Here is a 21,819-nt window from a genome sequence, read left to right as displayed (position 1 = left end):
CGGCTCACGGGAGGTGGCGGTGTCCGGGCCCGCGGAAGCCGCCACCTCGCCGAGCTGGCGTCGATCTCGCCGGGTGCCCCGCTCGCGCGGCCGGCTGGCGCTCACGGTGTCGATCCGCGGGCGGGGCGGGGCGGGACCGGTCTACGGTGCGAGTAGCGGAGTGGGTGCCGGCGGAACGGGGGTGGGTCGGATGTCCGCAGGGCCGTCGGCGCGACCGTTGTCCGGGCGGGTCGCCGTGGTCACCGGTGCGGCGCGCGGGATCGGCCGGGCCACCGCCGTGGCGCTCGCCGAGGCCGGCGCGGACGTGGCCGGGATGGACGTCGCCGGTCCGGTGAGCCCGATCCTCGACTTCCCGCCGGCCACCCCGGACGACCTGGCCGAGACCGGCACGCGGGTCACCGCGGCGGGCGCGCGCTGGTCCGCGCACGTCGCCGACCAGCGGGACATCGGGGCGGTACGCGCGGTGGCCGCGGCGGTCGAGCGCGAGCACGGCGGTGTCGACGTGCTGCTCGCCAATGCCGGCATCCAGGCGTTCAAGCCCCTGCTGGAGATGGCCGACCCGGACTGGCACGACCAGATCGACGTCAACCTGACCGGCACCGCGAACGTGCTGCGGGTCTTCGCCCCGTTGCTGGTCCGCCGTGGCGGCGGCCGGATCGTGGTGACCTCCTCCACGCAGGGGCACCACGGCACGACGAACGGTGCGGCCTACTCGGCGTCGAAGTGGGGGCTCATCGGGCTGGTCAAGTCGGCGGCGCTGGAACTGGGGGCGCACGGGATCACGGTGAACGCGGTCATCCCCGGCCTGGTCGACACCGCCCTGACCCGCCACCAGGACCGCTACGCGCAGGCCATCGTCGAGGGCGGGAAGACGCCGTCCGGGGACCCGGCCGCCGACGAGCGGAGCGCGGTCGAGGCGCTGCGGGCGAAGACCCCGCTGGGCGTGCCGTGGGTGCAGCCGGAGGACGTCGCGCCGCTGGTGGTGTTCCTAGCGTCGGACGGCGCCCGGATGGTCAGCGGGACCTCGTTCGCCGCCACGGCCGGCGACAGCGCGCACGTGACCGCCTGACCGGCCCCTCGACGCCCGTCCCGCGAGGCAGAGGCGGCCGGCGCCGGGCCGGGAGCCAACCCGAGGGCGGCGGCTCCCGGCCGGCGACCGGTCATCCGGCGACCGAGCCCAGGTAGCGCTCGGCCGCCTCCGGGGTCAGGAACCAGTCGCGGAAGTCGTTCGGGTCGCCGAACCCGTTGGCGAACCGGCGGGCCACCACCGGGTTACCGGCGGCCGCTCCGAGGATCTGCTGCACGTGCGGCGGCAACGGTTGCAGCATGGCGTTCGTCCAGCCCGTGACGGCCTCCCCGGTCCCGGCCCAGAAACGCTCGAACGTCCGCGTCATCCAGTCCCGGTCGAAGGGCCGGTCGCCGTGCTCCAGGATCGCGCCGAGGTACGCGTACGCGCACTTGGCGGCCGTGTTGCTGCCCTGGCCGGTGATCGGGTCGTTGGCCACCACCACGTCGGCCATGCCCAGCACCAGCCCGCCCGAGGGCAGTTCCGCCACGGCGTGGCGCACCGTCGGGGTGTAGCGCCCGGACAGGGTGGCCCGCCCATCGGTCAGCTCCACCTCGGCGCACCGCTCGTAGATCCACGGCGTGTAGCGGCGAACCAGGTCGAGGGTGAGCTTCAGGTGCTCCGCCGGGTCGCGCCGCTCGGTCCACAGGTCCAGGGGCCCACCGGGCACCGCCTCCCAGAACAGGATCTCGCAGGGACCGGAGTGGGTCAGGGCGGGGATGACGAACAGCTCGCCCAGCCCGGGCACCGCGTTGAAGCTGACATGCGGCACGGGCAGCAGCGGGTCCGGGGTCATCCCGTGCACGTACGCCACGGCCAGGCCGCGCTGCGGCGCGTCGTACACCGAGCGGGCCGGGTCGCGGTCGAAGACGCCGACCAGGTCGCCCTTGCCGGCGGCCACCACGGTCAGGTCGTAGCGGCCGAGCCGGGCCAGGCCGTCCAGGTCGCCGGTCGTCACCGTCTGGTAGAGCACCGTCCCGCCGCGCTGCTCGAACAGTTCCAGCCAGTCGGCCATCTTGATCCGCTGGTCGGTGCTCTGCGCCGGCTCGTCGAGCGGGCACGCGATGCGCAGCGCCCGCTCGCCGGGCGGCGCGGACAGCGAGACGTGCAGCCCTTCGATCCGGGGCGCCCGGTCCTGCCACCGGTCGAGGCCGTACCGGCGTTCGGTGGCGAGCGCGGGGCCGAACATGGCCTGGGTGCTCATCACCCAGCCCCGGCGGATCTCGTCGGGCGTGCGGGCCGACATCACCGTGACGTCGTACCCCTCGGCCTGCAGGCTCAGGGCGAGCTGGAGCCCGGACTGTCCGGCCCCGACGATCAGGATTCTGCGCATGGTTCCTCCAGGGTTGAGCTACCGCGCCGCGAGCGCGCCCGCGGCGGGCCGGGGGGTGCGGGACATGGCGTGTTCGACGACCGTGAGCAGCGCCCGCGCCACCGACGACGGGTCGCGGGCATCACAGGCGGTCAGGGGTACGTGGGCCGGCAGCGCGAGCGCGGCGCGGACGTCGTCGAGCGGGTGCTGCAGCACCCCGTCGAACAGGTTCACGCAGACCACGAAGGGCACGTCGCTGTCCTGTTCGAAGTAGTTGACCGCCGGGAACGAGGCCGCCAGGTCGCGGGTGTCGGCGAGCACCAGCGCGCCGACGGCGCCCCGGCACAGGTCGTCCCACATGGGCCAGAACCGGGGCTGGCCCGGCGTGCCGAACAGGTAGAGCACCAGGTCGGGGCCGATGGTGAGCCGGCCGAAGTCCATGGCCACGGTCGTGGTCGTCTTGTCGATGCCGGGGTCGAGCCGGTCGACGGTCTCGCTGGCCGCCGTCATCCACGCCTCGGTGTTGACCGGCGGGATCTCCGAGATCGCCGCGACGCAGGTCGTCTTGCCGACCCCGAAGCCGCCGGCGATGACGATCTTCGCCGAGGTCAGCAGCGGGCTGTCAGGCAAGTTTGCGGAGGCCATCGCGCAGTCTCTCCAGGAGGCGGAAGTCGACGTTGTCGTGGTCGCTGTGGACCAGCAGCCGGTCGGTGGCGGCCAGGTCGTCGACGACGACCCGGGTGACCCCCAGCGAGATCCCGCACACCGCGGAGAGTTCGGCCACCGAACGCGCCGCCCGGCGGGCGTTCTCGTACAGGGAGCGGGCCTCGGGCAGCAGCCCGGCGGCGAACACGGCGTCGTAGTAGGGCACCGACACCAGGGTGTGCACCAGCAGCGGTTGCCGGGTGCGGGTGCGGCCGGCGGTCAGCACGTACGGCCGGACCTTCCAGTACCTCATCGGCATGATCTCGTCCTCCGGCCGGTCAGCGGGCCTGGGCGGCCGTCATCCGGTGCAGCTCGTGCCGCACGGCCGGCGTGAGGGCATGCCACACGGCCTTCACGAACTGCGTCATCCGGTACGACACGACCCGCAGGTCGCAGCCGGGCGCGGCGGCCACCGCCAGGCCCGCGGACTCGCCCACCCGCATGAACAGCAGGTGCCCGCGGGGCAGCCGGACGGTCAGGTACTCGGCGGAGCCCAGCTCCAGCAGGGCGGCGCTGCGGTCGGCCATGCTGAGCAGGCCGGCGGTCAGCGCGGCGAGCTGGTCGCCCAGGTCGCGGCCGACGCCGCGCGAGGCGGCCAGCTGGAGGCCGTCCAGCGACACCAGCATCGCGTGGTTGACCCCGGGCACGTCCTCGACGAACTGCCGGATCAGCCAGGCGCAGTCGGGCAGCCCGTTGCTCGTGCCGCTTCCCGGGTACGCGTGGGTCATCACTGCCGTCCTTCAACGTCGGTGGGGGTGTGGGCGTCGCTGACGCCGGCCGCGAAGGCGGCCGTCTCGTCCGGCCACGCCTCGGGTGGGGAGCCCGCGCCGGGGTCGGCCGGGGGTCGGGGCGCCGGGGTCTGGTCCCGGACGCTCTCGGGCACCCGTCGGGGCAGCCCGGTGGTGGGCGGCGGGTCGCCGGCCGGCCCGTCGATGGTGGTGAGCCGGACGGTCGGCCCGTCCGCGCCGTCGCGGGGTGCGGCCATCGGCGTACTCCAGGGGTCGGTTCCGGGCCGGGCGGGTGGCCAGGCCGGCGGCGGCGCGGTCCCGGCCGGTTCCGGGGCGGGGATCTCGCACAGCAGCCCGGCGGGGACGGCGACGGTCGCGGTGGTCCCACCGGAGGGCCGGGTGGTGAGGGCGACCCGCAGCTGGTGGGCGACGGCCAGGTGGGCCACCACGGCGAGCCCGAGGTGGGCCGCGGGGTCGAGGGTGACGGGGGTGGCCGGCTGGCCGCTGAGCAGCGCGTTGAGCTGGGTGAGGTGGTCGGGGTGCAGGCCCACCCCGGCGTCCTCGACCCGCAGCAGGACGCCGCCGTCCTCGGTGACGAACGCCGACACGGTCACGGCCGCGGTGGGCGGGGAGAACCGGGTGGCGTTGTCGAGCAGTTCGGTGAGCACGCGGATCACGTCGTCGGCCGCGAACTCGACCACCGCCAGCTCGACGACGTGGCCCACCCGGATGCGCGGGTAGTGCTCGACCGCGGAGGCGGCGGCCCGGACGACGTCGACCAGGGGGACGGTCTGCGGGTCGGCGTCCTCGACCCGGCGGCCCAGCAGCACCTGGAGGTTCTCCGCGTGCCGCCGGATCCGGGTGTTCGCGTGGTCGATGCGGTAGAGCCGCTCCAGGCGTTCCGGGTCCTGCTCGTCGGCCTCCACGGCCTCCAGGTGACTGCCCATCTGGTACGCCGCGGCCAGGATCCGCAGGGCGAACTGGTCGCAGATGGCGGGCCACGGGCTGGGCCCGGGTTCCTCCCGCGGCGGCGGTTCGGGCGTCTCCGGCGGCGCGACGTCCCAGCGGGCGACGGTGGGATCCAGCCAACGGGCCGCGCGCTGCCGCCAGGTGGTCCGCCGCGTGATGTCCGTGCTTCTCACGAAAAAACCGGCCTGTCCGTGATCTTCGGCTCTGGCATGGTGCAGCAGTCAACCACCGGTTGTGCGCCGATTGCAACGTTGCAGGCCAACTTGGGGAGGTTGTCACACACCGTTCGCCGCGCTCCCACGGATGTGTGATCGGTCCCGGGCCGCGAAACGCAACAGCCGGACGGCGGATTTTTCCCGGCGGGTCGGCCGGCGCTCGGGCCGCGACCGGCGTACGGCATGATCATGGAAAATCCGAGGCGCGGAGGGGGACGGGCGGATGACGGTGGAGGTGCCGCGCGGCGGCCGGGTGCTCTTCATCGGCGACAGCATCACCGACGCCGGCCGGGACCGGTCCTGCGGCGACGACCTCGGCACCGGGTACGCCATGATGGCGTCCGCCTGGTTCACGGCCCGCCATCCCCGCCACGGGGCCACGTTCCTCAACCGCGGGATCAGCGGCGACCGCGTACGTGACCTGCGCGCCCGCTGGGAGCCCGACTGCCTGGCCCTCGCCCCGCAGGTGGTGTCGGTGCTGATCGGCATCAACGACACCTGGCGGCGTTACACCCGCGACGACCCGACCAGCGCCGCCGACTTCGCCCGGGACTACCGGCACGTGCTCGAGGCCACCCGGCCGCTGGGCGCCCGGCTGGTCCTCGTCGAGCCCTTCGTCGTTCCGCTGGACGACGCGCAGCACGCCTGGCGGGAGGACCTCGACCCGAAGGTCGCGGTGGTCCGCGAACTGGCCGCCGAGTTCGGGGCGACCCGGGTGGCGGTCGACGAGCTGTTCCAGGCCGCCGGCGTGGACGGCCGGGTGTGGACCCGCGACGGGGTGCACCCCACCCCGTTCGGCCACGCCCTGATCGCCCAGGCCTGGCTGCGCGCGGTCAGCCCCTCGGCCTGACCCTGCCATCGACGCCCGTCGTGGCTAAGCTCGGCGGATGCACCGCTCCCGGCTCTACGCCCTGATCCTCGACGCGCCCCGCGACGCCGCCGCGTCGGCGACCGGGTTCTGGTCCGCGGCGCTCGGCGCGCCGACCCGCACCGACCCGGCCGAACCCCAGTTCACCAACCTGGTCGACGTGGTGCCCGGGCTGGTCACCGCCGTGCAGTCGGTGGACGACGCGCCCCGCCACCACCTCGACATCGAGACCGACGACGTGGCCGCCGAGGTGGCACGGCTGGTCGGCCTCGGCGCCACCCCGGTCGCCCGCTGGCTCGACTGCCACGTGCTGCGCGCGCCGGGCGGCCACCTGCTCTGCGTGATCCCGGTGGCCAGCGACCCCGAGCTGTTCGCCGCGACGGCCACCCGCTGGGACTGACCCGCCGGGTGTCGCCGCCCGCCCGCCGGGTAAGCGCCGGGGATGAAGTTCCTCATCGCCGCGGCCGACACCGGCACCTACGGGTTCACCCTGCTCGGCGACGACGGGCAGGTCATCGCCACCGGGCGGCAGTATCCCGACAAGGCCGCCGCCCTCGCGGTCGTCGCGGACATGATGCGCGAGATCGGCAGCGCCGAGATCGAGGAGCGGGCCGAGCCGGCCGAGCCGGTCGCGCCGACCGGGCCGGGCGGGGCGCCGCCCAGCCGGACGGTCGACGGGGAACCCGACCTGGCCCGGATCGGGCGGTCCGGCATCCCGCCCGTCTGACCGCCGGCGCTCAGGCGTCGAGGGTCCGGGCGGCCAACTCGTCCAGGACCGCCCGGACGTCCCCGTCGGTGTCGGTGAGGATCCGCCGCTGCCGGGTCGCCCCGTTGCCGTCGCGGCGCAGCCGGTCGAGCTGGTGCGTCACCACATCCAGGTCCCCGTACGCGGTCAGCGCGGGCGTCACGGTGGCGACCAGGTCGTCGATCAGCTCCCAGGCCGGTCGCGAACCGCCCGCCCGCAGGTCGACCAGGTCTCCGTCCACGCCGTCGTGGGCGGCGCGCCAGTGCGCGGCGGCCACCAGGCAGTCCCGGATCCGCGGCGCGGGCCGGCCGGCCCGCACGTCCTCGGCCGTCGTGGCGACCAGGGCCCGCAGCAGGGCCGCGACAAGCACGGTGTCGTCCACGGTCGGGCAGACGTCCCCCACCCGGACCTCCACCGTGGGGTAGGCGACGGACGGTCGGGCGTACCAGTAGACCATCTGGGGGTCCAGCATGATGCCGGCGTCGACGAGCTCCCGCACCGTCCGGTCGTAGTCGGCGGCGGACTCGAAGTGCGGCGTCGGCCCGACGCTCGGCCAGCGGTCGAACTGGACCGCGCGCCAGCTCGCGTGCCCGGTGTCCCGCCCGTCGTACAGGGGAGAGTTGGCGGTGAGCGCCTGCACCACCGGCAGCCAGGGCCGCAGGTGGTTGCAGACCTGCACGGCCAGTTCCCGGTCCGGCACCCCGACGTGGACGTGACAGCCGCAGACCGCCGGGTCGTGCGCCACCGGCCCGAACCGGTGCGACATGGCGCGGTAGCGGTCCTTGTCCGGCACCGAGCGGTGCGGTTCGCACACCGGCGTCGCCGCGACCGCCACCAGCCGTGCCCCCGCCGCCGCGGCCGCCTCGGCCGCGGCCCGGCGGAGCATCACCAGGTGGTCCCGCAGCTCGGCCAGGTCCGTGCAGATCGGCGTCACCATCTCGACCATGCTGTGCCGGAACTCCTGCCGGCTCTGCTCCCGGCTCGGGCCGGAGAGCGCGGCGAGCACCCGGTCGGCCACCGGCAGGCTCTGCCCGGTGACCGGATCCAGGAGGAGGTACTCCTCCTCCACACCAAGCGTGCGAACCGCCGGGACGGGCGCCACAGGCTCACCTCCGGTTGCGGCGGGCACACGGCGCGGCGGACGCGTGCCGGCATGCCGCGCGGGGCAGGTCGGCCACGGACGCACCCGAGGGTGCGCCTGTCACCTCACCTCACGGTACGGTCCGTCCCCGACAGCAGGTGGCCGTTTGACCTGATCACGCCGCCGGCCCGCCGCGGCGGCGCGGTCAGGCGGCGGTGACGGCGAGCGGCTCCGCGTGGACGGCCCGCATCCCGCCGCCGGACCACCCGGTCGAGGGGCCCTGGCCCGGCTCGGCGGTCGTGCCGGCGGCAGGTGGCACGGGGCGCGGCATCCGGGCGGCGCGCAGCCCCTCCTGCGCGCGCTCCCAGGCGGCGCACGGCCAGGCCGCGCCGACGCAGCTCGGGCTGGCGCAGACCCGGTCGTCGTCGGGCTGGTGCGCATCGGCGACCGCCGCGGACAGGCCCCACAGCAGCGGGTCGGTCACCTCGGCCGGACGATCGGCGCGGTCTGTACTGGCTTCGGACATGATCAGGTCCCCCCTCGTTGAGCCGCCCCTCTGTTTCCAGAACGCCCGCACGGCAAACCTGGTCACGCGATCTTCTTCGTTCGCACCCACCCGGTGGACAGGCATAGGCTGACCGGCGTGGCGAGGTATTACGACCTGCACCCCGACAATCCGCAGCCCCGGGTGCTCCGGCAGGTCGTGGACCTGCTGCGCGGCGACGGCCTGATCGCGTACCCGACGGACTCCTGCTACGCCCTCGGCTGTCAACTCGGCAACCGCGCCGGGGTCGAGCGGATCCGGGAGATCCGCCGGCTCGACGAGCGGCACCCCTTCACGCTGGTGTGCCGCGACTTCGCCCAGCTCGGCCAGTTCGTCAAGCTCAGCAACGCGGTCTTCCGGCAGGTCAAGGCCGCCATCCCGGGCAGTTACACGTTCATCCTGCCGGCCACCCCCGAGGTGCCCCGGCGCCTGCAGGACCCGCGGCGGCGGGCCGTCGGGGTCCGCGTACCGAAGCACACGGTGACCCAGGCGCTGCTGGCCGAACTCGGCGAGCCGCTGCTCTCCAGCACCCTGCTCCTCCCCGGCGAGGAGGAGCCGTTGACCCAGGGCTGGGAGATCAAGGAACGGCTCGACCACCTGGTCGACGCCGTGGTCGACGCGGGGGACTGCGGCCTGGAGCCGACCACCGTGGTCGACCTGTCCGGGCCGGAGCCGGAGATCCTGCGCCGCGGCGCCGGCGACCCGTCCCGCTTCGAGTAGCGATCGGCCGTTCCACCCCGCCGCGGTCCGGCCGTGCGGCACCGTGGGGTCCGGCGGACGGTGACGGGGGTACGGCGTGAGCGCACTGGTGCTGATCACGGTGCTCGGCGCCACCGTGCTCGTCGGCACCACCATCGGCGGCCGGTACAGCGTGGCCCCGCCCGTGCTGCTCATCGCCATGGGCGCGGGGCTCGGCCTGCTGCCGATGTTCGACAACGTGATCCTCGAACCCGAGGTGGTGCTGCTGCTCTTCCTCCCGGCGATCCTCTACCGGGAGAGCCTGGTCATCAGCCTCCGCGAGATCCGGGCCAACCTCCTGGTGATCTCCCTGCTCGCCGTCGCGCTGGTGATCCTCACGATGGTCGCCGTGGCGTACACCGCGCAGGCGCTCGGCGTCGAGCCGGCCGCCGCCTGGGTGCTCGGCGCGGTGCTGGCGCCCACCGACGCCGCCGCCGTGGCCGGCCTGGCCAAGCGGATGCCGCGCGGCATCCTCACCACGCTGCGCGCGGAGAGCCTCGTCAACGACGGCACGGCGCTGGTCCTCTTCGCCGTGGCCGTCGGGGTGATCGCCGGTGGGGCGGTGCCCAACGCGTTCGAGCTGAGCGGCCAGTTCGTCGGCAAGGCGCTCGGCGGGGTCCTCGCGGGCCTGCTCGTGGGTGCCGTGGTCGTCCTGATCCGCAAGCACGTCGACGACCCGATGCGCGAGGGCGGGCTCAGCATCCTCACTCCCTTCGTCGCCTTCCTGCTCGCCGACGCGGTGCACGCCAGCGGGGTGCTCGGGGTCGTGGTCGCCGGCCTGGTGCTCTCCTACGCGGGGCCCCGGGTGATCCGGGCCCGCTCCCGGATCACCGCGTACGCGTTCTGGGACCTCTCCACCTTCATGATCAACGGCAGCCTCTTCGTGCTGCTGGGCATGCAGGTGCCCCGGTCGCTGCGCAGCATCACCAGTCACTCGCCGCTGGAGTCGTTCGGCATCGCGGTGCTGATCGTCCTGGTCGTGGCCGCCACCCGCATGATCTGGGTGCAGCTGTCGGTGGGCGGGTTGCAGGGCCTGGACCGCCGGGAGTCCCGCCGCGCCCGCCGCTTCGACGTCCGGGTCCGCACCGCCGCGGGCTGGGCCGGGTTCCGGGGCGCGGTCTCGCTCGCCGCCGCGCTGGCCGTGCCGGTCACCGCGCACGACGGATCTCCGGTGCACGAACGCGACCTGATCATTTTCGTCACCGTGGTGGTGATCGTGCTGATCATGCTGGTGCAGGGCACCACCCTGCCGGCCGTGGTCAGCTGGGCCGGCCTCATGGGAGATCGGGAGCGGGAGGACGAGGTGCGCTGGGCCCGGATCCGGGCCACCGAGGCCGCCCTGGACGCGCTCCCTGAGGTCGCCGCCGAACTGGGCGCCGACTCGGACACCGTGGACCGGCTCCGCGCCGACTACCAGGACCACCTGGACGACGTCCGGTCCCCACGCAGCGACCAGGTCGACGAGGAGCGCGAGATGACCCGGCGCCTGCGCCTCGGCGTGCTGGACCGCAAGCGGCAGGAGGTCACCCGGTTGCGCAACAGCAACCAGATCGACGACGCGGTGCTGCGGCAGCTCCAGGCGGCCATCGACATCGAGGAGATCCGGCTGCTCGGTCCGGAGCCGGAGGACTGACCACCGGCCACCGGGGCGGCGGTGGCCCGGCGCGGCCGCACCCGCGCCGGGCCCGGGGTCGGTCAGCCCGCGGTGCAGGTGGGGGCGCCGGAGGGGGCGGTGCCCGTGCCCTGGAAACCGAATTCGGTGCTGCCGCCCGCGCCGACCTGGCCGTTGTAGGCGACGTTGCGGAAGGTCAGCGCGCCGCTGGTGCCGCTCGGCTGGGCGTTCCAGGTGTTGACCAGGCTCGCGCCGGCCGGCAGCGTCAGCCCGACGGCCCACCCGTTGAGCGGGGAGGCGCCGGCGGTGACCCGGACGGTGGTGACGAAGCCGCCCTGCCACTGGTTGGTGGTGAACGATGCGGTGCAGCCGTTGCCCGACGGCGGCGGCGTGGTCGGCGGGTTGCTGGTGGGCGGCGTGCTCGTCGGGGTGGTGGGCGGCGGGGTGCTGCCGCCCCCGTTCAGCGCGTCGAGCACCGCCGTGTACGCCGGCTTCTTGTTGCCGTTGCCGTCGAAGAGCAGCGGGGTGCCGCTGGCCCGCCAGGAGTCGCTGTCCCGGATGCCCCACACGGTGATGCCGGTGCAGCGGGACACGGCCAGGCAGTCCTTGACGACGTTGCCGTAGGTGGTGGCCTGGGTGCTGCCGGAGCCCTCGATGTCGAGCTCGGTGATCTGCACGTCCACGCCGAGGGCGGCGAAGTTCTGCAGGGTGGTGCGGTAGTTGCCCGGGTACGGCGAGCCGCTGTTGAAGTGCGACTGGAGGCCGACGCAGTCGATCGGCACGCCACGTGCCTTGAAGTCCTTGACCATGTTGTACACGGCCTGCGTCTTTTCCCAGGTCCAGTTGTCGGTGTTGTAGTCGTTGTAGCAGAGCTTGGCGGCCGGGTCGGCGGCGCGGGCGGTGCGGAAGGCCACCTCGATCCAGTCGTTGCCGGTGCGCTGGAGGTTGGAGTCGCGGCGGCCGCCACCGCCGTCGGCGAACGCCTCGTTCACCACGTCCCAGGCGTAGATCTTGCCCTTGTAGTGGGTGGCGACCTGGGTGATGTGGTTGACCATCGCCTGCCGCAGGGCGCTGCCGGACAGGTTCTGCGCCCAGCCCGGCTGCTGCGAGTGCCAGGCCAGCGCGTGGCCGCGGACCCGCATGCCGTTGGCCTGCGCGTGGCTGACGATCCGGTCGGCGTTGGTGTAGTTGAACTGGCCCTGGGACGGCTCGGTGGCGTCCCACTTCATCTCGTTCTCGGGGGTGACCATGTTGAACTCGCGGTTCAGGATGCCGACGTACGTGGCGTCCGACAGCTTGTTCGCGGCCACCGCGGTGCCGAAGTAGCGGCCCTTCTCGGCGGCCGACGCCCCGAGGGTCGTACCGGCGCTGGCGCTGGTCGCCACCGCCACCGTCGTGGCGATCATCGCGACGCCGGCCAACATCGACACCACCGCGGTCCGGGGGCGCGACCGGGCTGCCGCGCTCATGCTCCCACTGCCGCGGGCGAGCACCTTGTCCATCTGAAAGCCTCTCCTAGCCGTATCGGTGTGAACAGCCGCTCCGACCACTGCCCGCCACGGTGCTCGGCTCGGTGCGCGGCCGCCCGGAGGCCGCGCGGGGTGGGGAGGGCTCTCCCCGCCACCGTGAGTTGATCGAAGCGAATCTCTGGAGCGAGACTACCGGAACCCTTCCGAAAACTTAACGCCTTCGATGGGCGGGGTAATGGTCGGTGGCGCGTGGCGGCATGCGGGCGCGGGTGCCGCCCGACGGCCCGAAATTTCCGGAGCCCGGCGGCCCCCGGCGGGAGCGGCGGCCCGGACCGGAGGGTTGAACCGGCGCTGGTCGCGGCGGATGCTGGACATGCATCGATCGCTGACGATGGAGGTATCCCGTATGCGCCGATCGCTCGCCGTCCTCGCCCTGGCCGCGCTGCTCGCCGGCAGCCCGACCGCCGCCCGGGCCGGCGCCGCCCCGGACACCACGCCCACCGGGCTCGCCGCGGTGCGTACCGCCGGCACCGCGTGGGGGATCGACCCGGCCGGCGGCCGGCTGACGCTCACCGTCGACGACACCGTCGCCGGCGCCGAGCTCGCCGCGCTGCGGCGCACCGCCGCCCGGGCCGGCGCGGTGCTCCGGCACGAACCCGGCCGGCTGCGCACCCTGATCGCCGGCGGCCAGGCGATCTACGGCGGGGGAGGCCGCTGCTCGCTCGGCGTGAACGTCCGCAGCGGCAGCACCTGGTACCTCGTCACCGCGGGGCACTGCACCAACCTGGCCGGCACCTGGTACGCCGACAGCGCCCGCACCACCGTGCTCGGCAGCCGGACCGGCACCAGCTTCCCCGGCAACGACTACGGGGTGGTCCGCTACACCGGCACGATCGCCCACCCCAGCGCGGTGTACACCTATCCCGGCCAGGTCACCATCAACGGCGCCGGCAATGCGTACGTCGGCCAGGCGGTCTGCCGCAGCGGCGCCACCACCGGCGTGCGGTGCGGCTCGGTCACCGGCCTGAACCAGACCGTCAACTACGCCGAGGGCGCCGTGTCCGGGCTGATCCGCACCAACATCTGCGCGGAGCCCGGCGACAGCGGCGGCCCGCTCTACGTGGCGTCGACCGGCACGGTGATCGGGATCCTCTCCGGCGGCAGCGGCAACTGCTCCTCCGGGGGCACCAGCTACTACCAGCCGATCACGGAGGTCCTCGCCGCGTACGGCCTGACCATTCCCTGAGCGCGCCGGGCGGGGGATGCCGGGAGCGTCCCCCGCCCGGCCCGGCCGGTCAGCCCGCGCAGTTGTTGTTGCGCGCCGGCTGGGTGAGCTTCTCCTGCGTGCCGAACTTGGCGTACAGCCGCAGGTAACACGGCAGCTCGACGTCGCCGTAGTAGCTGCCGACCTGGTTGTCGTAGTGCGTCGTGCCGCTCTCGGTGACCTGCCAGCCGCCGCCGTCGCCGGACTGGATCTCCCAGTAGACGTCGCCGGAGCAGCCCTCCAGGCCACGGGCCCAGGCGATGATGTTGGCCCCGTTGTAGATCTCGGACTGCACCAGGGTGCAGGCCGCCGCCTGCGCCGGTGCGGCGCCGACGACCAGTCCCGCCGTCAGCAACGCCCCCGCACCGACCGCCGACATGAGCTTGCGCATGGTCCGACCCCTCCAAGGTGGATAGTGGATCACTTCTTCGGAGGGTAACCGCTGACGCAAACAAGCTTCAATATTGAGCGCGATGATCGGCAGAAATTTTCAGGACTTGAGCACCACCTTCAGGCAGTCGTCCTGCTTGTTCTTGAAGATGTCGTAGCCGTGCGGCGTGTCGTCGAGCCGCATGGTGTGGGTGATGATGAAACTCGGGTCGATCTCACCCTTGTAGATGCGCTCCAGCAGGGGGCGCATGTAGCGCTGCACGTGGGCCTGCCCGGAGCGCAGAGTCAGCGACCGGTTCATGAACGAACCCATCGGGAACTTGTCGATGAACCCGCCGTACGCCCCGATCGCCGAGACGGTGCCGCCGTTGCGGCAGGCCAGGATCGCCTCGCGCAGCGCGTGCGGCCGGTCGGTCTCCGCCTTCACCGCCTGCTTCGCCCGGTCGTACGCGTGCAACGCCGCCGAGGCGTGGTGCCCCTCCATGCCGACGGCGTCGATGCAGACGTCCGGCCCGCGGCCGGCGGTCATCTCGCGCAGCGTGTCCAGGACGTCGGTCTCCTCGTAGTTGATCGTCTCCGCGCCGGCCTTGTCCCGCGCGATCCGCAGCCGGTACGGGAACCGGTCGATGACGACCACCTGTTCGGCGCCGAGCAGGAAGGCGCTCACCGCGGCGAACTGGCCGACCGGTCCCGCGCCCCAGACCGCCACCACGTCCCCGGGCTTGACGTCGCCCATCTCGGCGGCCATGTAACCGGTGGGCAGCACGTCGGACAGGAACAGCACCTGCTCGTCCGGCAGGCCGTCCTCGATCTTGAGCGCCCCGACGTCGGCGTACGGCACCCGGACGTACTCGGCCTGCCCGCCCGCGTACCCGCCCATGAGGTGCGAGTAGCCGAAGATGCCGGCGGGGGCGTGGCCCATGGCGGTCTCGGCGATCGCCGCGTTCGGGTTGGAGTTCTCGCAGACCGAGTAGAGGCCGCGTTGGCACGAGGCGCAGTCCCCGCAGGCGATGGGGAAGCCGACGACCACCCGGTCGCCGACGCGCAGCCCGTCCCGCGCCCCGGAGCCCAGTTCGACGATCTCGCCCATGAACTCGTGGCCCAGCACGTCGCCGCGCTTCATGGCCGGGATGAATCCGTCGAGCAGGTGCAGGTCGGATCCGCAGATCGCGGCCGAGGTGACCTTGACGACCGCGTCACGCGGGTTGAGGATCTTCGGATCCGGTACCTCCTCGACGGCCACCCGGTTCGGCGCCATCCAGCAGTTGGCCTTCACGGTGCCTCCCTCACGCGATCCGGTAGCTCGCCAGCGGGCGCGCCGGCCGCTGCTTCGCCTGGTTCTGGACGCTCGTGCCGTCGGGCGTCCCGTCCGACCGGGTCAGCTCGCCGGTCTCGATGACCTGCTTGAACCGCCGCAGGTCGTCGCAGATCTGCTGCTGCGGGCTCTCGCCGAACGCCTTCGCGACCAGCGTGCCCACCCGGCGGCCGGGCACCGCGTACTCCAGCTCCACCCGCACCTCGGTGCCGTTGCCGCCCGCGGCCGGGGTGAACCGGACGATGCCGGAGTTGGGCACCCGGGAGCCGTCGACGGAGCGCCACCGGATGAACTCGTCGGGGCGCTCGTCGACGATCTCCGCCTCCCACTCGACGGTCCGGCCGCCCGGCGCCTTCGCCGACCAGCGGGAGCGTCGCGGGCCGGTGCTGGTCACCGACTGGAGGTGGTACATGAATCGCGGCAGGTTCTCGAAGTCGTGCCAGAAGCGGTACGCCTCCTCGCGCGTGCGGTTGACCGTCACGGAACCGTGCGCGAAGCCCTCCGGGCTGATCCGCCGGTTACGGATGGCGCGCACCGAGGCGTAGAGGTCGACGGCGGTGATCCCACCCAGGACGGCGAGGGTGAGACCGGCCCGCCGGCGCCGGTCGCCACACCGGTTGCGGTACGCCCGGCCGGTGGCGGCCAGGTCCAGCACGTCGCCCGCCACCCGGGTCCAGGTCCCCAGCCCCGCCCGCCGCGGCACCAGGAGCACCCCCGCGTGGCCGATCTCCCGGACCCCGGCGGCCCGCAACACCGTCCGGGCCGTGCGCGAGTCGTCCACGCCGGCTGCCCGGGCCACCCGTGACCCCGCCGCGAGCGCGGTCACGCCGAGGCCGAGGCTGAACCAGCCCAGGAAGCGGGCCAGTCCCTCCGACCGCTGGTCCTTGGTCGCCCGCTGGATCCCGAGATTGTCGGTCACCGAGCGGACCCCCATGGTCGTCTCTCGTGTCATACGTCGTCACCCCGTGTTCGAGAAGGTGTCGGTGACCGCTCCCGTGGAGTGGGAGGGCGGGCACCGACAGGCCGGCGTGCCTTTCCCGCTTATCCCGGCCCCACACCCGGACGGTCGGCCGGCGTGTGGAACCGCCGTCACCGGGAACCCGGCGGCGGCAGAGGAGCGCGGACTCGCGCGGGGCGGCGACACGGGGGAGAGGCATGGGACGGTGACCGCCACCACGGACGCCACCGCCGAGCAGTCGTTCTCGGCCTGGTCGCCGCTGCGCACCGCGGTCTACCGCAACCTGTGGTTCGCCCTGCTCGCGGCGAACATCGGCACCTGGATGCAGACGGTCGGCGCGCAGTGGCTGCTGGTGCACCAGGCCAACGCCTCCACGCTGGTCGCCCTGGTGCAGACCGCCAGCCTGCTGCCGATGCTGCTGCTCGCGCTGCCGTCGGGTGCGCTCGCGGACACCTTCGACCGCCGGCACCTGCTGATCTCCGTACAGCTGTTCCTGGTGGCGGTGGCCGTGGCGCTGACGCTGCTCACGGCGGCGGGGCACATGCCGCCGGCGCTGCTGCTCACCCTCACCTTCGCCTTCGGCGTCGGGCAGGCGCTGACCCTGCCGGCCTGGGCCTCGATCATCCCCGAGCTGGTGCCCCGCGAGCAGCTCCGGGCGGCCTCCGCGCTCGGGGCGATCAGCGTCAACGCGGCCCGTGCCGTCGGGCCGGCCGCCGCCGGCGTGCTGATCGCCCGGGTGGGCGTGGCCCCGGTCTTCGGACTCAACGCGGTGGCCTACCTGATCTTCGCGCTGGCGCTGTTCCGGTGGCGTTCCGGCAGCGCCCGGGCCGTCGAGGTGCCCGAGCGCTTCACCGCCGCGCTGCGCGCCGGCGGCCGCTACGTGCGGCACTCGCCGACGGTGCGCCGGCTCTTGCGCCGGGCGCTGGTGTTCATCATCCCCGCCAGCGCCCTGTGGGCGCTGCTGCCGCTGGTGGCGAGCCGCCGGCTGGGCCTGGGTTCCGGCGGGTACGGCCTGCTGCTGGCCGCCCTGGGGGTGGGCGCCATCCTCGGTGGGCTGCTGCTGTCGTGGACCCGCACCGCGATGAAGCCCAACCAGTTCCTGCTGCTGGCCGGGGCGGTGTACGGGGTGACGCTGATCCTGGTGGGGACGGTCCGGAGCGTCCCGGTGGTGCTGGTCGCCCTGCTGCCGGCCGGGCTGGCCTGGGTGACCGTGCTCTCCAACGTCAATGCCGAGGTCCAGCTCTTCCTCCCCGGCTGGGTACGCGCCCGCGGCCTGGCCGTCTACCAGGTGGTCCAGGGCGGCGGACAGGCCGTCGGGGCGCTGCTCTGGGGCGTGGTGGCCGACCTCGCCGGGCTGGTCGCCGCCTTCGCGGTGGCGGCCGCCCTCATGCTGATCGGTGCGGTGACGTCGCAGATCTGGCCGCTGCCCGACCTGCGCGGTCTGACCCGGGACCCGACCGCCTACCGACCGCCCCTGGCGCTCGCGCTCCAACCGGATCCCCGGGTCGGGCCGGTGCTGGTGACGGTCACCTACACGGTCCCGCCCGAGCGGGAGGCGGAGTTCCTCGGCGCGATGGACCACGTCCGCGGGTCGCGGCAGCGCACCGGGGCGATGCGGTGGGGGCTCTTCCGCGCCGGCGAGACGCCCGACCAGTTCAGCGAGGTCTACCTGGTGCCCTCCTGGGACGAGCACCTGCGCCAGCACGGCGGCCGGCTGACCGAGACCGACCGGGAGGCGGAGGACCGGGCGCGGGAGCTGTCCGACGGCGCGCCCGTGGTGCGCCACCTGCTGCCGGCGGCCGTCGGCCGGGCGGAGGCGGCCGGCGAGCAGGTGTGCTGAGGGGTCGTCCCGGTGTCAGTCGCCGTCGGGGACGGCCATCTCGCCGAGCCGGGACCAGTCCTGCTGCGGCACGGTCGTGTTGACGATCCGGGGCGTCTCGGCCAGGTGCGGCGGGAGGGTGCGCTGCGCCTCGCGGAAGTGCGCGGACCGCACGTGCGCGGCGCCCGCGTCGTCGTCGCGGAACGCCTCGACCAGCACGTATTCCGTCGGGTCGTCGAGGCTGCGGGACCAGTCGAACCAGAGGCAGCCGGGTTCGGCCCGGGTGGCCTCGGTGAAGTCGGCGGCGATCTGCGGCCAGCGGTCGGCGTCCTCGGGCCGGACCCGGAACTTCGCGGTAATGAAGATCATGCGCTTCAGGCTACCCAGGCCGGGGGCGGCTCGCCGCCGTCGCCGGTCAGCCCTTCGTGACCGGGGTGAGCAGCTCCGACGCCCGACGGTCGGCGAACGCGGTCACCGCCTGCTGCCCGGCGCCGAAGACGATGGCGACGCCCAGCAGGGCGGCGGTGCTGTTCACCGTGGTCTCCACCAGGCCGCCGATCACCAGCATGATCCCGACGACCGCGACGAGCGGGCCGATCGCCAGCTTCAGCAGGCCCTGCTGGAAGGGCAGCTTGTAGGGCAGGCCGCCGGAGCGCGAGGTGATCATCGAGGGCAGGGCGCTGATGAACGCCCCGAGCGCCCCGGCGATGAGCACGAAGACGAGCAGCCGCCAGGCCGGCACGCCGGCCGCGTCGGTCGGCGCCTTGAGCAGCTGCACGTCCCGGCTGCGCCACTGCACCAGCACCATCAGCGCCTCGGCGACCAGCGCGAAGACCGACAGCCCCAGCATCCGGTTGCGCAACCGGCGCACCGACTCGTGGAACTCGTCCGACACCGAGTGGTAGCGCAGCAGCAGCGCCTGCACCTTGGCCTGGAACAGCGCCGGCGCCGCGGCGTCGGTCGACGCGTCGAAGTCGGTGAGCACCTTCTCGTCGGCCTTGAGGAACTGCGCGGCCGCGCCCTGGTACGCCGGCAGCAGGCCGAGCAGCTCCGCCGGCGTCCGCAGCCCCACCATGGCGCGTTCCACCGAGTGGATGGTCTGCCAGGCGTACTCCAGGTGGCCGCCGCGCAGCCACTCGACCACCCCGCTGCGGCCGAGCACGGACTCCACCCCGGACAGCTGGGTGCGCAGCCCGGCGACCCGGTCCGGACTCGCGGTGCCGGCGGCCTCCAGGCCGCTCAGCTGCTGGTGCAGGTCGTCGAGCTTGGTGCGCACCCGGACCTGCCACACCGCGGTGGGCACGGTGGACCCGCCGTTCCCGCCGCTCCCGCCGCTCCCGCCGCTCCCGCCGCCGGGTGGTGGCGGCGGCGGGAGTGGCGGTGTGCTCTCGGGTTGGGTCTGCTCGTCGATCATGGTGGCTGCCCCCCAACCGGCACAGCGCGACCGCTGGCCTCTGCGTCCAGTATCCGCAGCTCAGCGGCGGTATGGCCAGGGCGGTTCGGGTAGTTGACAGCTCCCGGGCCGGGGCGGCTCGCGATCCGACGGTCCACGGTGGCGGATCCTGGCGTCGTCCGGACGACACCGCCCTGGCAGGGCGGCCCGCCGTCCAGGCCGGCCGGCCGCGCCGTGCGGTGGATGTCGCGACGGCATCCACCTCGGACGATGGTTCGAGGTGGGGGCCGCCACTGCCGGCGCGGCTCCCGAGCATCAACGCAGGGAGGACGACGTGCGCAGACAGGACGGGTTCCGCCGGTTGCTGGGCGCGGCAACGGTCGTGCTGGTGGTGGGGGGTCCGGGAGTGGCGTCGCCGGCCGTCGCGGCGTCGCCGGGGTCGAGGCCGAGGGTCGTGCACTACGACTCGGCGGACCTGGCCGAGTACGAGCGGAAGTGGTCGAACATCTACGACCCGCTGGACGGGGCGACCCGCGCCGTCGACGGCGGGGTGCTCACGGTCAGCGACGTGCCGTTCAAGACCGGTGTGGACTACAGCGTCTACGACCATCTCAAGTACATGGCGGTCAGCAACCGCACCTTCCCGGTGCCCCGGCAGGGATCGGTCGAGTTCTCCGTGGACATCACGGCGCGCACCCCGGGCGCGACCGGCGGGCACGTGGTGCACGGCCGGTACGGGCCGCCCGGCTCCGCCGCCGTCGCCGGCTCGGCCGACCGCCCCTACGCCGGCGCGGTCCTGGAGGGGCAGCAGGCGGCCGTCGTGCTCAACATGATCGACTTCTGCACCGGGCAGCTGTTCGACTGGTTCGTCTCCGGCACCCGCGCGTTCCCGCTGATCGAGCGGCTGCCCAGCACGGTCACCGGCAACACCACCAATCCGGACTGCCCGGACGCCGGTGAGGTCGGCCTGGACCGGGCGTACACGCAGATCATCCGGGAGGTGCCGATCACGCCGGGCGTGCCGCACCGGGCCGCGATCCGCTACCGCGAGGCCGGCGGGCACGCCAGCGTGACGTACCTGCTGGACGGCGTGGAGGTCGCGCGGGTCGGGCAGGTGGGCGTGCCGCTGGACCGGCAGGGCGTCGCCTACACCGGCACGTACCCGTCGCTGGGCGCCGGCGAGCCGCTGGCCGGGAAGATCCGGTCGTTCTCCATGGCGCACGGCCTGTTCAGCCTGCTCGACGCGTTCCCGTTCCAGTACGGCTGCACCCCGCCGGACGCCACCGGCCCGGGCGTCTGCGACCCGCGGTACGCGCCCTACAGCGTCTCCATCCCGCCCGCGGAACGGGCCTTCGGCCAGGGCGCGGTCGGTTCGTTCCGCAACTTCACCGTCCGCACGGTCGGCCGGTAGGCGGCCTCCGCCACCGGGCCGGGGGACACCGGCGGCGCGTACCGGTGAGTAGCCTGGGTCGGTGACCGTCTACGCCCTCGCGCAGATCACCGTCCACGACCGGCAGCGCTACGACCGGTACGTCGCCGCCTTCCTGCCCGTCCTGGCCCGGCACGGCGGCCGGCTGCTCGCCGCCGACGCGTCCCCGCGGGTGGTGGAGGGGAGCTGGCCCCACGAGAAGGTCGTGCTCATGTCCTTCGACAACCGCGAGGACTTCGAGCGGTGGTCCACCTCGCCGGAATACCGGGAGATCTCCCGGGACCGGGAGGCGGCCACCGAGGGCGTCGTCCTCCTGCTCGACGGGATCGGTCACGCCTGGCCGGCCTGACCGCTTGCCCCTCACAGCCGGTGCCGCACCCACACGTTCGGCTCGACGTACGCGGCGTGGTCGTGCGCCACGTCGACCAGCACCGGCGCCAGCGCGCCCGGCACGTGCACCGGCCCGCTGGTGTCGAACGGCAGGCCGGTCCACCGCCGCCAGTCGGCGAGGGTGCCGGTGACCGCCATCGACCGGGGCGCCACCCGCTCGATCACCCCGCCGGCCCGGACGTGCACCCGCAGCCACGGGTCGACCGGCAGGCCGTCGGGGCGCACCCGGGCCGCGTACTCGGTCATCGGCAGGTCGGGGAGGGCGGCCTTGCCGTTCGGGCGCACCGGCGCGACGAGGGTGTCGAAGCCCCGCCGGGCGACCGCCTCGCGCATCGCCGCGAGCATCAGCCCGGAGACCCCGGCGCCGCGCCGGTCCGGCCGCACGCAGATCTCCAGGGCGGAGACCAGGTTCGGGGTGGCGCCGGTGAGCCGGTTGATCGCGGCCCGCTGGATCATCCGGTCCCAGCCGCCGTCGGGCAGCTCGTCCTCCGTCCAGCGCAGCGGGACGGCGTACGCCCGGGCGACGGCGCGGCCCGGATCGGCCGGGTCGACGGCGGCGAAGACGAACTCCGGGTAGAGGTCGTCGGCCACGCTGTAGTACACCGAGCCCATCGGGTCCCAGAGCATGAACTGCGGCCAGGCGCCGTCGAAATCCTTGTCGAGCAGCGGCGCCAGGTCGGGGCGCTCCGCCAGGCTCACGATGTCCAGGGTCACGCCGGGCACGGTAGAGCGGCCGCCGCCCGAACCGCATGCCCTTTTCCGCTCCGGCACGCACCAGGTGGAGGTGGTCGACGCCGAGGACATGCGGG

Annotated in this window: 24 protein-coding genes; 10 read left to right on the top strand and 14 right to left on the bottom strand. The window is 73.7% G+C overall.

Going from position 1 to position 21,819, the window contains the following annotated elements:
* Positions 1-190: 190 nt before the first annotated feature.
* A complete protein-coding gene (locus ABZ452_RS31260; protein ID WP_357950682.1) occupies positions 191-1,069 on the top strand; it encodes an SDR family NAD(P)-dependent oxidoreductase in 879 nt (292 codons plus the stop codon).
* Positions 1,070-1,160: 91 nt separating this feature from the next.
* Here ABZ452_RS31260 and ABZ452_RS31255 read toward each other — a convergent pair whose 3' ends face one another.
* Genes ABZ452_RS31255 through ABZ452_RS31235 form a run of 5 tightly spaced genes read right to left on the bottom strand, consistent with a single transcriptional unit; the run spans position 1,161 to position 4,953 of the window.
* Entirely contained in the window at positions 1,161-2,399 is a 1,239-nt protein-coding gene (locus ABZ452_RS31255; protein ID WP_357950679.1) for a styrene monooxygenase/indole monooxygenase family protein, read from the bottom strand.
* An 18-nt stretch (positions 2,400-2,417) separates the two neighbouring features.
* Positions 2,418-3,023, bottom strand: coding sequence for an ATP/GTP-binding protein (locus ABZ452_RS31250; RefSeq protein WP_357950677.1), 606 nt, complete (start codon positions 3,021-3,023; stop codon positions 2,418-2,420).
* Complete coding sequence (locus ABZ452_RS31245; protein WP_357950674.1) at positions 3,001-3,342, bottom strand: DUF742 domain-containing protein; 342 nt, start codon at positions 3,340-3,342, stop codon at positions 3,001-3,003. The genes ABZ452_RS31250 and ABZ452_RS31245 overlap by 23 nt, the downstream gene beginning before the upstream one ends.
* A 19-nt stretch (positions 3,343-3,361) precedes the next feature.
* Positions 3,362-3,811, bottom strand: a complete 450-nt coding sequence (locus ABZ452_RS31240; RefSeq protein WP_357950671.1) for a roadblock/LC7 domain-containing protein — start codon at positions 3,809-3,811, stop codon at positions 3,362-3,364.
* Positions 3,811-4,953: an ATP-binding protein gene (locus tag ABZ452_RS31235; RefSeq protein ID WP_357950667.1), complete on the bottom strand. Its 1,143-nt coding sequence runs from the start codon at positions 4,951-4,953 to the stop codon at positions 3,811-3,813. The genes ABZ452_RS31240 and ABZ452_RS31235 overlap by 1 nt, the downstream gene beginning before the upstream one ends.
* Positions 4,954-5,218: 265 nt before the next feature.
* On the opposite strand from ABZ452_RS31235, the gene ABZ452_RS31230 reads away from it, so the two are divergent.
* From ABZ452_RS31230 to ABZ452_RS31220, 3 genes are read left to right on the top strand one after another with little or no spacing between them, the layout of a single operon-like run.
* The gene (locus tag ABZ452_RS31230; protein WP_357950664.1) at positions 5,219-5,845 is read left to right on the top strand and encodes an SGNH/GDSL hydrolase family protein; all 627 of its coding nucleotides are present in this window, start codon (positions 5,219-5,221) and stop codon (positions 5,843-5,845) included.
* 37 nt (positions 5,846-5,882) lie between these two features.
* Positions 5,883-6,263 carry a VOC family protein gene (locus ABZ452_RS31225; protein ID WP_357950661.1) on the top strand — a complete coding sequence of 127 codons (381 nt, stop codon included), beginning with the start codon at positions 5,883-5,885 and terminating at the stop codon, positions 6,261-6,263.
* Between the two features lie 42 nt (positions 6,264-6,305).
* Entirely contained in the window at positions 6,306-6,590 is a 285-nt protein-coding gene (locus ABZ452_RS31220) for a YegP family protein (RefSeq protein WP_357950658.1), read from the top strand.
* Positions 6,591-6,600: 10 nt separating this feature from the next.
* On the opposite strand, the gene ABZ452_RS31215 is transcribed toward ABZ452_RS31220, so the two are convergent.
* Together ABZ452_RS31215 and ABZ452_RS31210 are read right to left on the bottom strand one after the other, a co-directional pair.
* On the bottom strand, positions 6,601-7,710 hold the full coding sequence (locus ABZ452_RS31215) for a glutamate--cysteine ligase (protein ID WP_357950655.1): 1,110 nt from the start codon (positions 7,708-7,710) through the stop codon (positions 6,601-6,603).
* 184 nt (positions 7,711-7,894) lie between these two features.
* Positions 7,895-8,215, bottom strand: a complete 321-nt coding sequence (locus ABZ452_RS31210) for a hypothetical protein (RefSeq protein WP_357950653.1) — start codon at positions 8,213-8,215, stop codon at positions 7,895-7,897.
* A 117-nt stretch (positions 8,216-8,332) separates the two neighbouring features.
* Between ABZ452_RS31210 and ABZ452_RS31205 the strand changes: the two genes are divergently transcribed.
* Together ABZ452_RS31205 and ABZ452_RS31200 are read left to right on the top strand one after the other, a co-directional pair.
* Positions 8,333-8,953: an L-threonylcarbamoyladenylate synthase gene (locus ABZ452_RS31205; protein ID WP_357950650.1), complete on the top strand. Its 621-nt coding sequence runs from the start codon at positions 8,333-8,335 to the stop codon at positions 8,951-8,953.
* Between the two features lie 76 nt (positions 8,954-9,029).
* The gene (locus tag ABZ452_RS31200) at positions 9,030-10,604 is read left to right on the top strand and encodes a Na+/H+ antiporter (protein ID WP_357950648.1); all 1,575 of its coding nucleotides are present in this window, start codon (positions 9,030-9,032) and stop codon (positions 10,602-10,604) included.
* Between the two features lie 62 nt (positions 10,605-10,666).
* Here ABZ452_RS31200 and ABZ452_RS31195 read toward each other — a convergent pair whose 3' ends face one another.
* Positions 10,667-12,085 (bottom strand): endo-1,4-beta-xylanase, encoded by a 1,419-nt coding sequence (locus ABZ452_RS31195; protein WP_357950645.1) that lies wholly within the window; start codon positions 12,083-12,085, stop codon positions 10,667-10,669.
* Positions 12,086-12,458: 373 nt separating this feature from the next.
* Here ABZ452_RS31195 and ABZ452_RS31190 point away from each other — a divergent pair, with 373 nt between their 5' ends.
* The gene (locus ABZ452_RS31190; RefSeq protein ID WP_357950642.1) at positions 12,459-13,298 is read left to right on the top strand and encodes a S1 family peptidase; all 840 of its coding nucleotides are present in this window, start codon (positions 12,459-12,461) and stop codon (positions 13,296-13,298) included.
* Between the two features lie 49 nt (positions 13,299-13,347).
* On the opposite strand, the gene ABZ452_RS31185 is transcribed toward ABZ452_RS31190, so the two are convergent.
* From ABZ452_RS31185 to ABZ452_RS31175, 3 genes are all read right to left on the bottom strand, one after another.
* Positions 13,348-13,707 carry a hypothetical protein gene (locus ABZ452_RS31185; RefSeq protein ID WP_357950639.1) on the bottom strand — a complete coding sequence of 120 codons (360 nt, stop codon included), beginning with the start codon at positions 13,705-13,707 and terminating at the stop codon, positions 13,348-13,350.
* 99 nt (positions 13,708-13,806) lie between these two features.
* Positions 13,807-14,982 carry a zinc-dependent alcohol dehydrogenase gene (locus tag ABZ452_RS31180; protein WP_357950637.1) on the bottom strand — a complete coding sequence of 392 codons (1,176 nt, stop codon included), beginning with the start codon at positions 14,980-14,982 and terminating at the stop codon, positions 13,807-13,809.
* 10 nt (positions 14,983-14,992) lie between these two features.
* The gene (locus ABZ452_RS31175; RefSeq protein WP_357950634.1) at positions 14,993-15,973 is read right to left on the bottom strand and encodes an SRPBCC family protein; all 981 of its coding nucleotides are present in this window, start codon (positions 15,971-15,973) and stop codon (positions 14,993-14,995) included.
* A 211-nt stretch (positions 15,974-16,184) separates the two neighbouring features.
* On the opposite strand from ABZ452_RS31175, the gene ABZ452_RS31170 reads away from it, so the two are divergent.
* The gene (locus ABZ452_RS31170; protein ID WP_357950631.1) at positions 16,185-17,819 is read left to right on the top strand and encodes an MFS transporter; all 1,635 of its coding nucleotides are present in this window, start codon (positions 16,185-16,187) and stop codon (positions 17,817-17,819) included.
* Between the two features lie 15 nt (positions 17,820-17,834).
* Here ABZ452_RS31170 and ABZ452_RS31165 read toward each other — a convergent pair whose 3' ends face one another.
* Positions 17,835-18,167, bottom strand: coding sequence for a putative quinol monooxygenase (locus ABZ452_RS31165; RefSeq protein ID WP_357950628.1), 333 nt, complete (start codon positions 18,165-18,167; stop codon positions 17,835-17,837).
* Between the two features lie 46 nt (positions 18,168-18,213).
* Positions 18,214-19,212, bottom strand: coding sequence for a hypothetical protein (locus ABZ452_RS31160; protein ID WP_357950626.1), 999 nt, complete (start codon positions 19,210-19,212; stop codon positions 18,214-18,216).
* A 313-nt stretch (positions 19,213-19,525) separates the two neighbouring features.
* Between ABZ452_RS31160 and ABZ452_RS31155 the strand changes: the two genes are divergently transcribed.
* The gene (locus ABZ452_RS31155; protein WP_357950623.1) at positions 19,526-20,602 is read left to right on the top strand and encodes a DUF6081 family protein; all 1,077 of its coding nucleotides are present in this window, start codon (positions 19,526-19,528) and stop codon (positions 20,600-20,602) included.
* A gap of 61 nt (positions 20,603-20,663) precedes the next feature.
* A complete protein-coding gene (locus ABZ452_RS31150; protein ID WP_357950621.1) occupies positions 20,664-20,969 on the top strand; it encodes a DUF1330 domain-containing protein in 306 nt (101 codons plus the stop codon).
* Between the two features lie 11 nt (positions 20,970-20,980).
* On the opposite strand, the gene ABZ452_RS31145 is transcribed toward ABZ452_RS31150, so the two are convergent.
* A complete protein-coding gene (locus ABZ452_RS31145; RefSeq protein WP_357950618.1) occupies positions 20,981-21,724 on the bottom strand; it encodes an N-acetyltransferase in 744 nt (247 codons plus the stop codon).
* Positions 21,725-21,819: the final 95 nt, after the last annotated feature.

This window comes from Micromonospora sp. NPDC005707 (assembly GCF_040631005.1).
Taxonomy (GTDB): Bacteria; Actinomycetota; Actinomycetes; order Mycobacteriales; family Micromonosporaceae; genus Micromonospora.
This window is presented reverse-complemented; position numbering and strand designations above follow the sequence as displayed.

Coding starts and splice junctions, on each gene's coding strand:
- ABZ452_RS31260 (WP_357950682.1), top strand. CDS start 191: ATGTCCGCAGGGCCGTCGGCGCGACCGTTGTCCGGGCGGGTCGCCGTG.
- ABZ452_RS31255 (WP_357950679.1), bottom strand. CDS start 2,399: ATGCGCAGAATCCTGATCGTCGGGGCCGGACAGTCCGGGCTCCAGCTC.
- ABZ452_RS31250 (WP_357950677.1), bottom strand. CDS start 3,023: ATGGCCTCCGCAAACTTGCCTGACAGCCCGCTGCTGACCTCGGCGAAG.
- ABZ452_RS31245 (WP_357950674.1), bottom strand. CDS start 3,342: ATGCCGATGAGGTACTGGAAGGTCCGGCCGTACGTGCTGACCGCCGGC.
- ABZ452_RS31240 (WP_357950671.1), bottom strand. CDS start 3,811: ATGACCCACGCGTACCCGGGAAGCGGCACGAGCAACGGGCTGCCCGAC.
- ABZ452_RS31230 (WP_357950664.1), top strand. CDS start 5,219: ATGACGGTGGAGGTGCCGCGCGGCGGCCGGGTGCTCTTCATCGGCGAC.
- ABZ452_RS31225 (WP_357950661.1), top strand. CDS start 5,883: ATGCACCGCTCCCGGCTCTACGCCCTGATCCTCGACGCGCCCCGCGAC.
- ABZ452_RS31220 (WP_357950658.1), top strand. CDS start 6,306: ATGAAGTTCCTCATCGCCGCGGCCGACACCGGCACCTACGGGTTCACC.
- ABZ452_RS31210 (WP_357950653.1), bottom strand. CDS start 8,215: ATGTCCGAAGCCAGTACAGACCGCGCCGATCGTCCGGCCGAGGTGACC.
- ABZ452_RS31195 (WP_357950645.1), bottom strand. CDS start 12,085: ATGGACAAGGTGCTCGCCCGCGGCAGTGGGAGCATGAGCGCGGCAGCC.
- ABZ452_RS31190 (WP_357950642.1), top strand. CDS start 12,459: ATGCGCCGATCGCTCGCCGTCCTCGCCCTGGCCGCGCTGCTCGCCGGC.
- ABZ452_RS31185 (WP_357950639.1), bottom strand. CDS start 13,707: ATGCGCAAGCTCATGTCGGCGGTCGGTGCGGGGGCGTTGCTGACGGCG.
- ABZ452_RS31175 (WP_357950634.1), bottom strand. CDS start 15,973: ATGACACGAGAGACGACCATGGGGGTCCGCTCGGTGACCGACAATCTC.
- ABZ452_RS31165 (WP_357950628.1), bottom strand. CDS start 18,167: ATGATCTTCATTACCGCGAAGTTCCGGGTCCGGCCCGAGGACGCCGAC.
- ABZ452_RS31160 (WP_357950626.1), bottom strand. CDS start 19,212: ATGATCGACGAGCAGACCCAACCCGAGAGCACACCGCCACTCCCGCCG.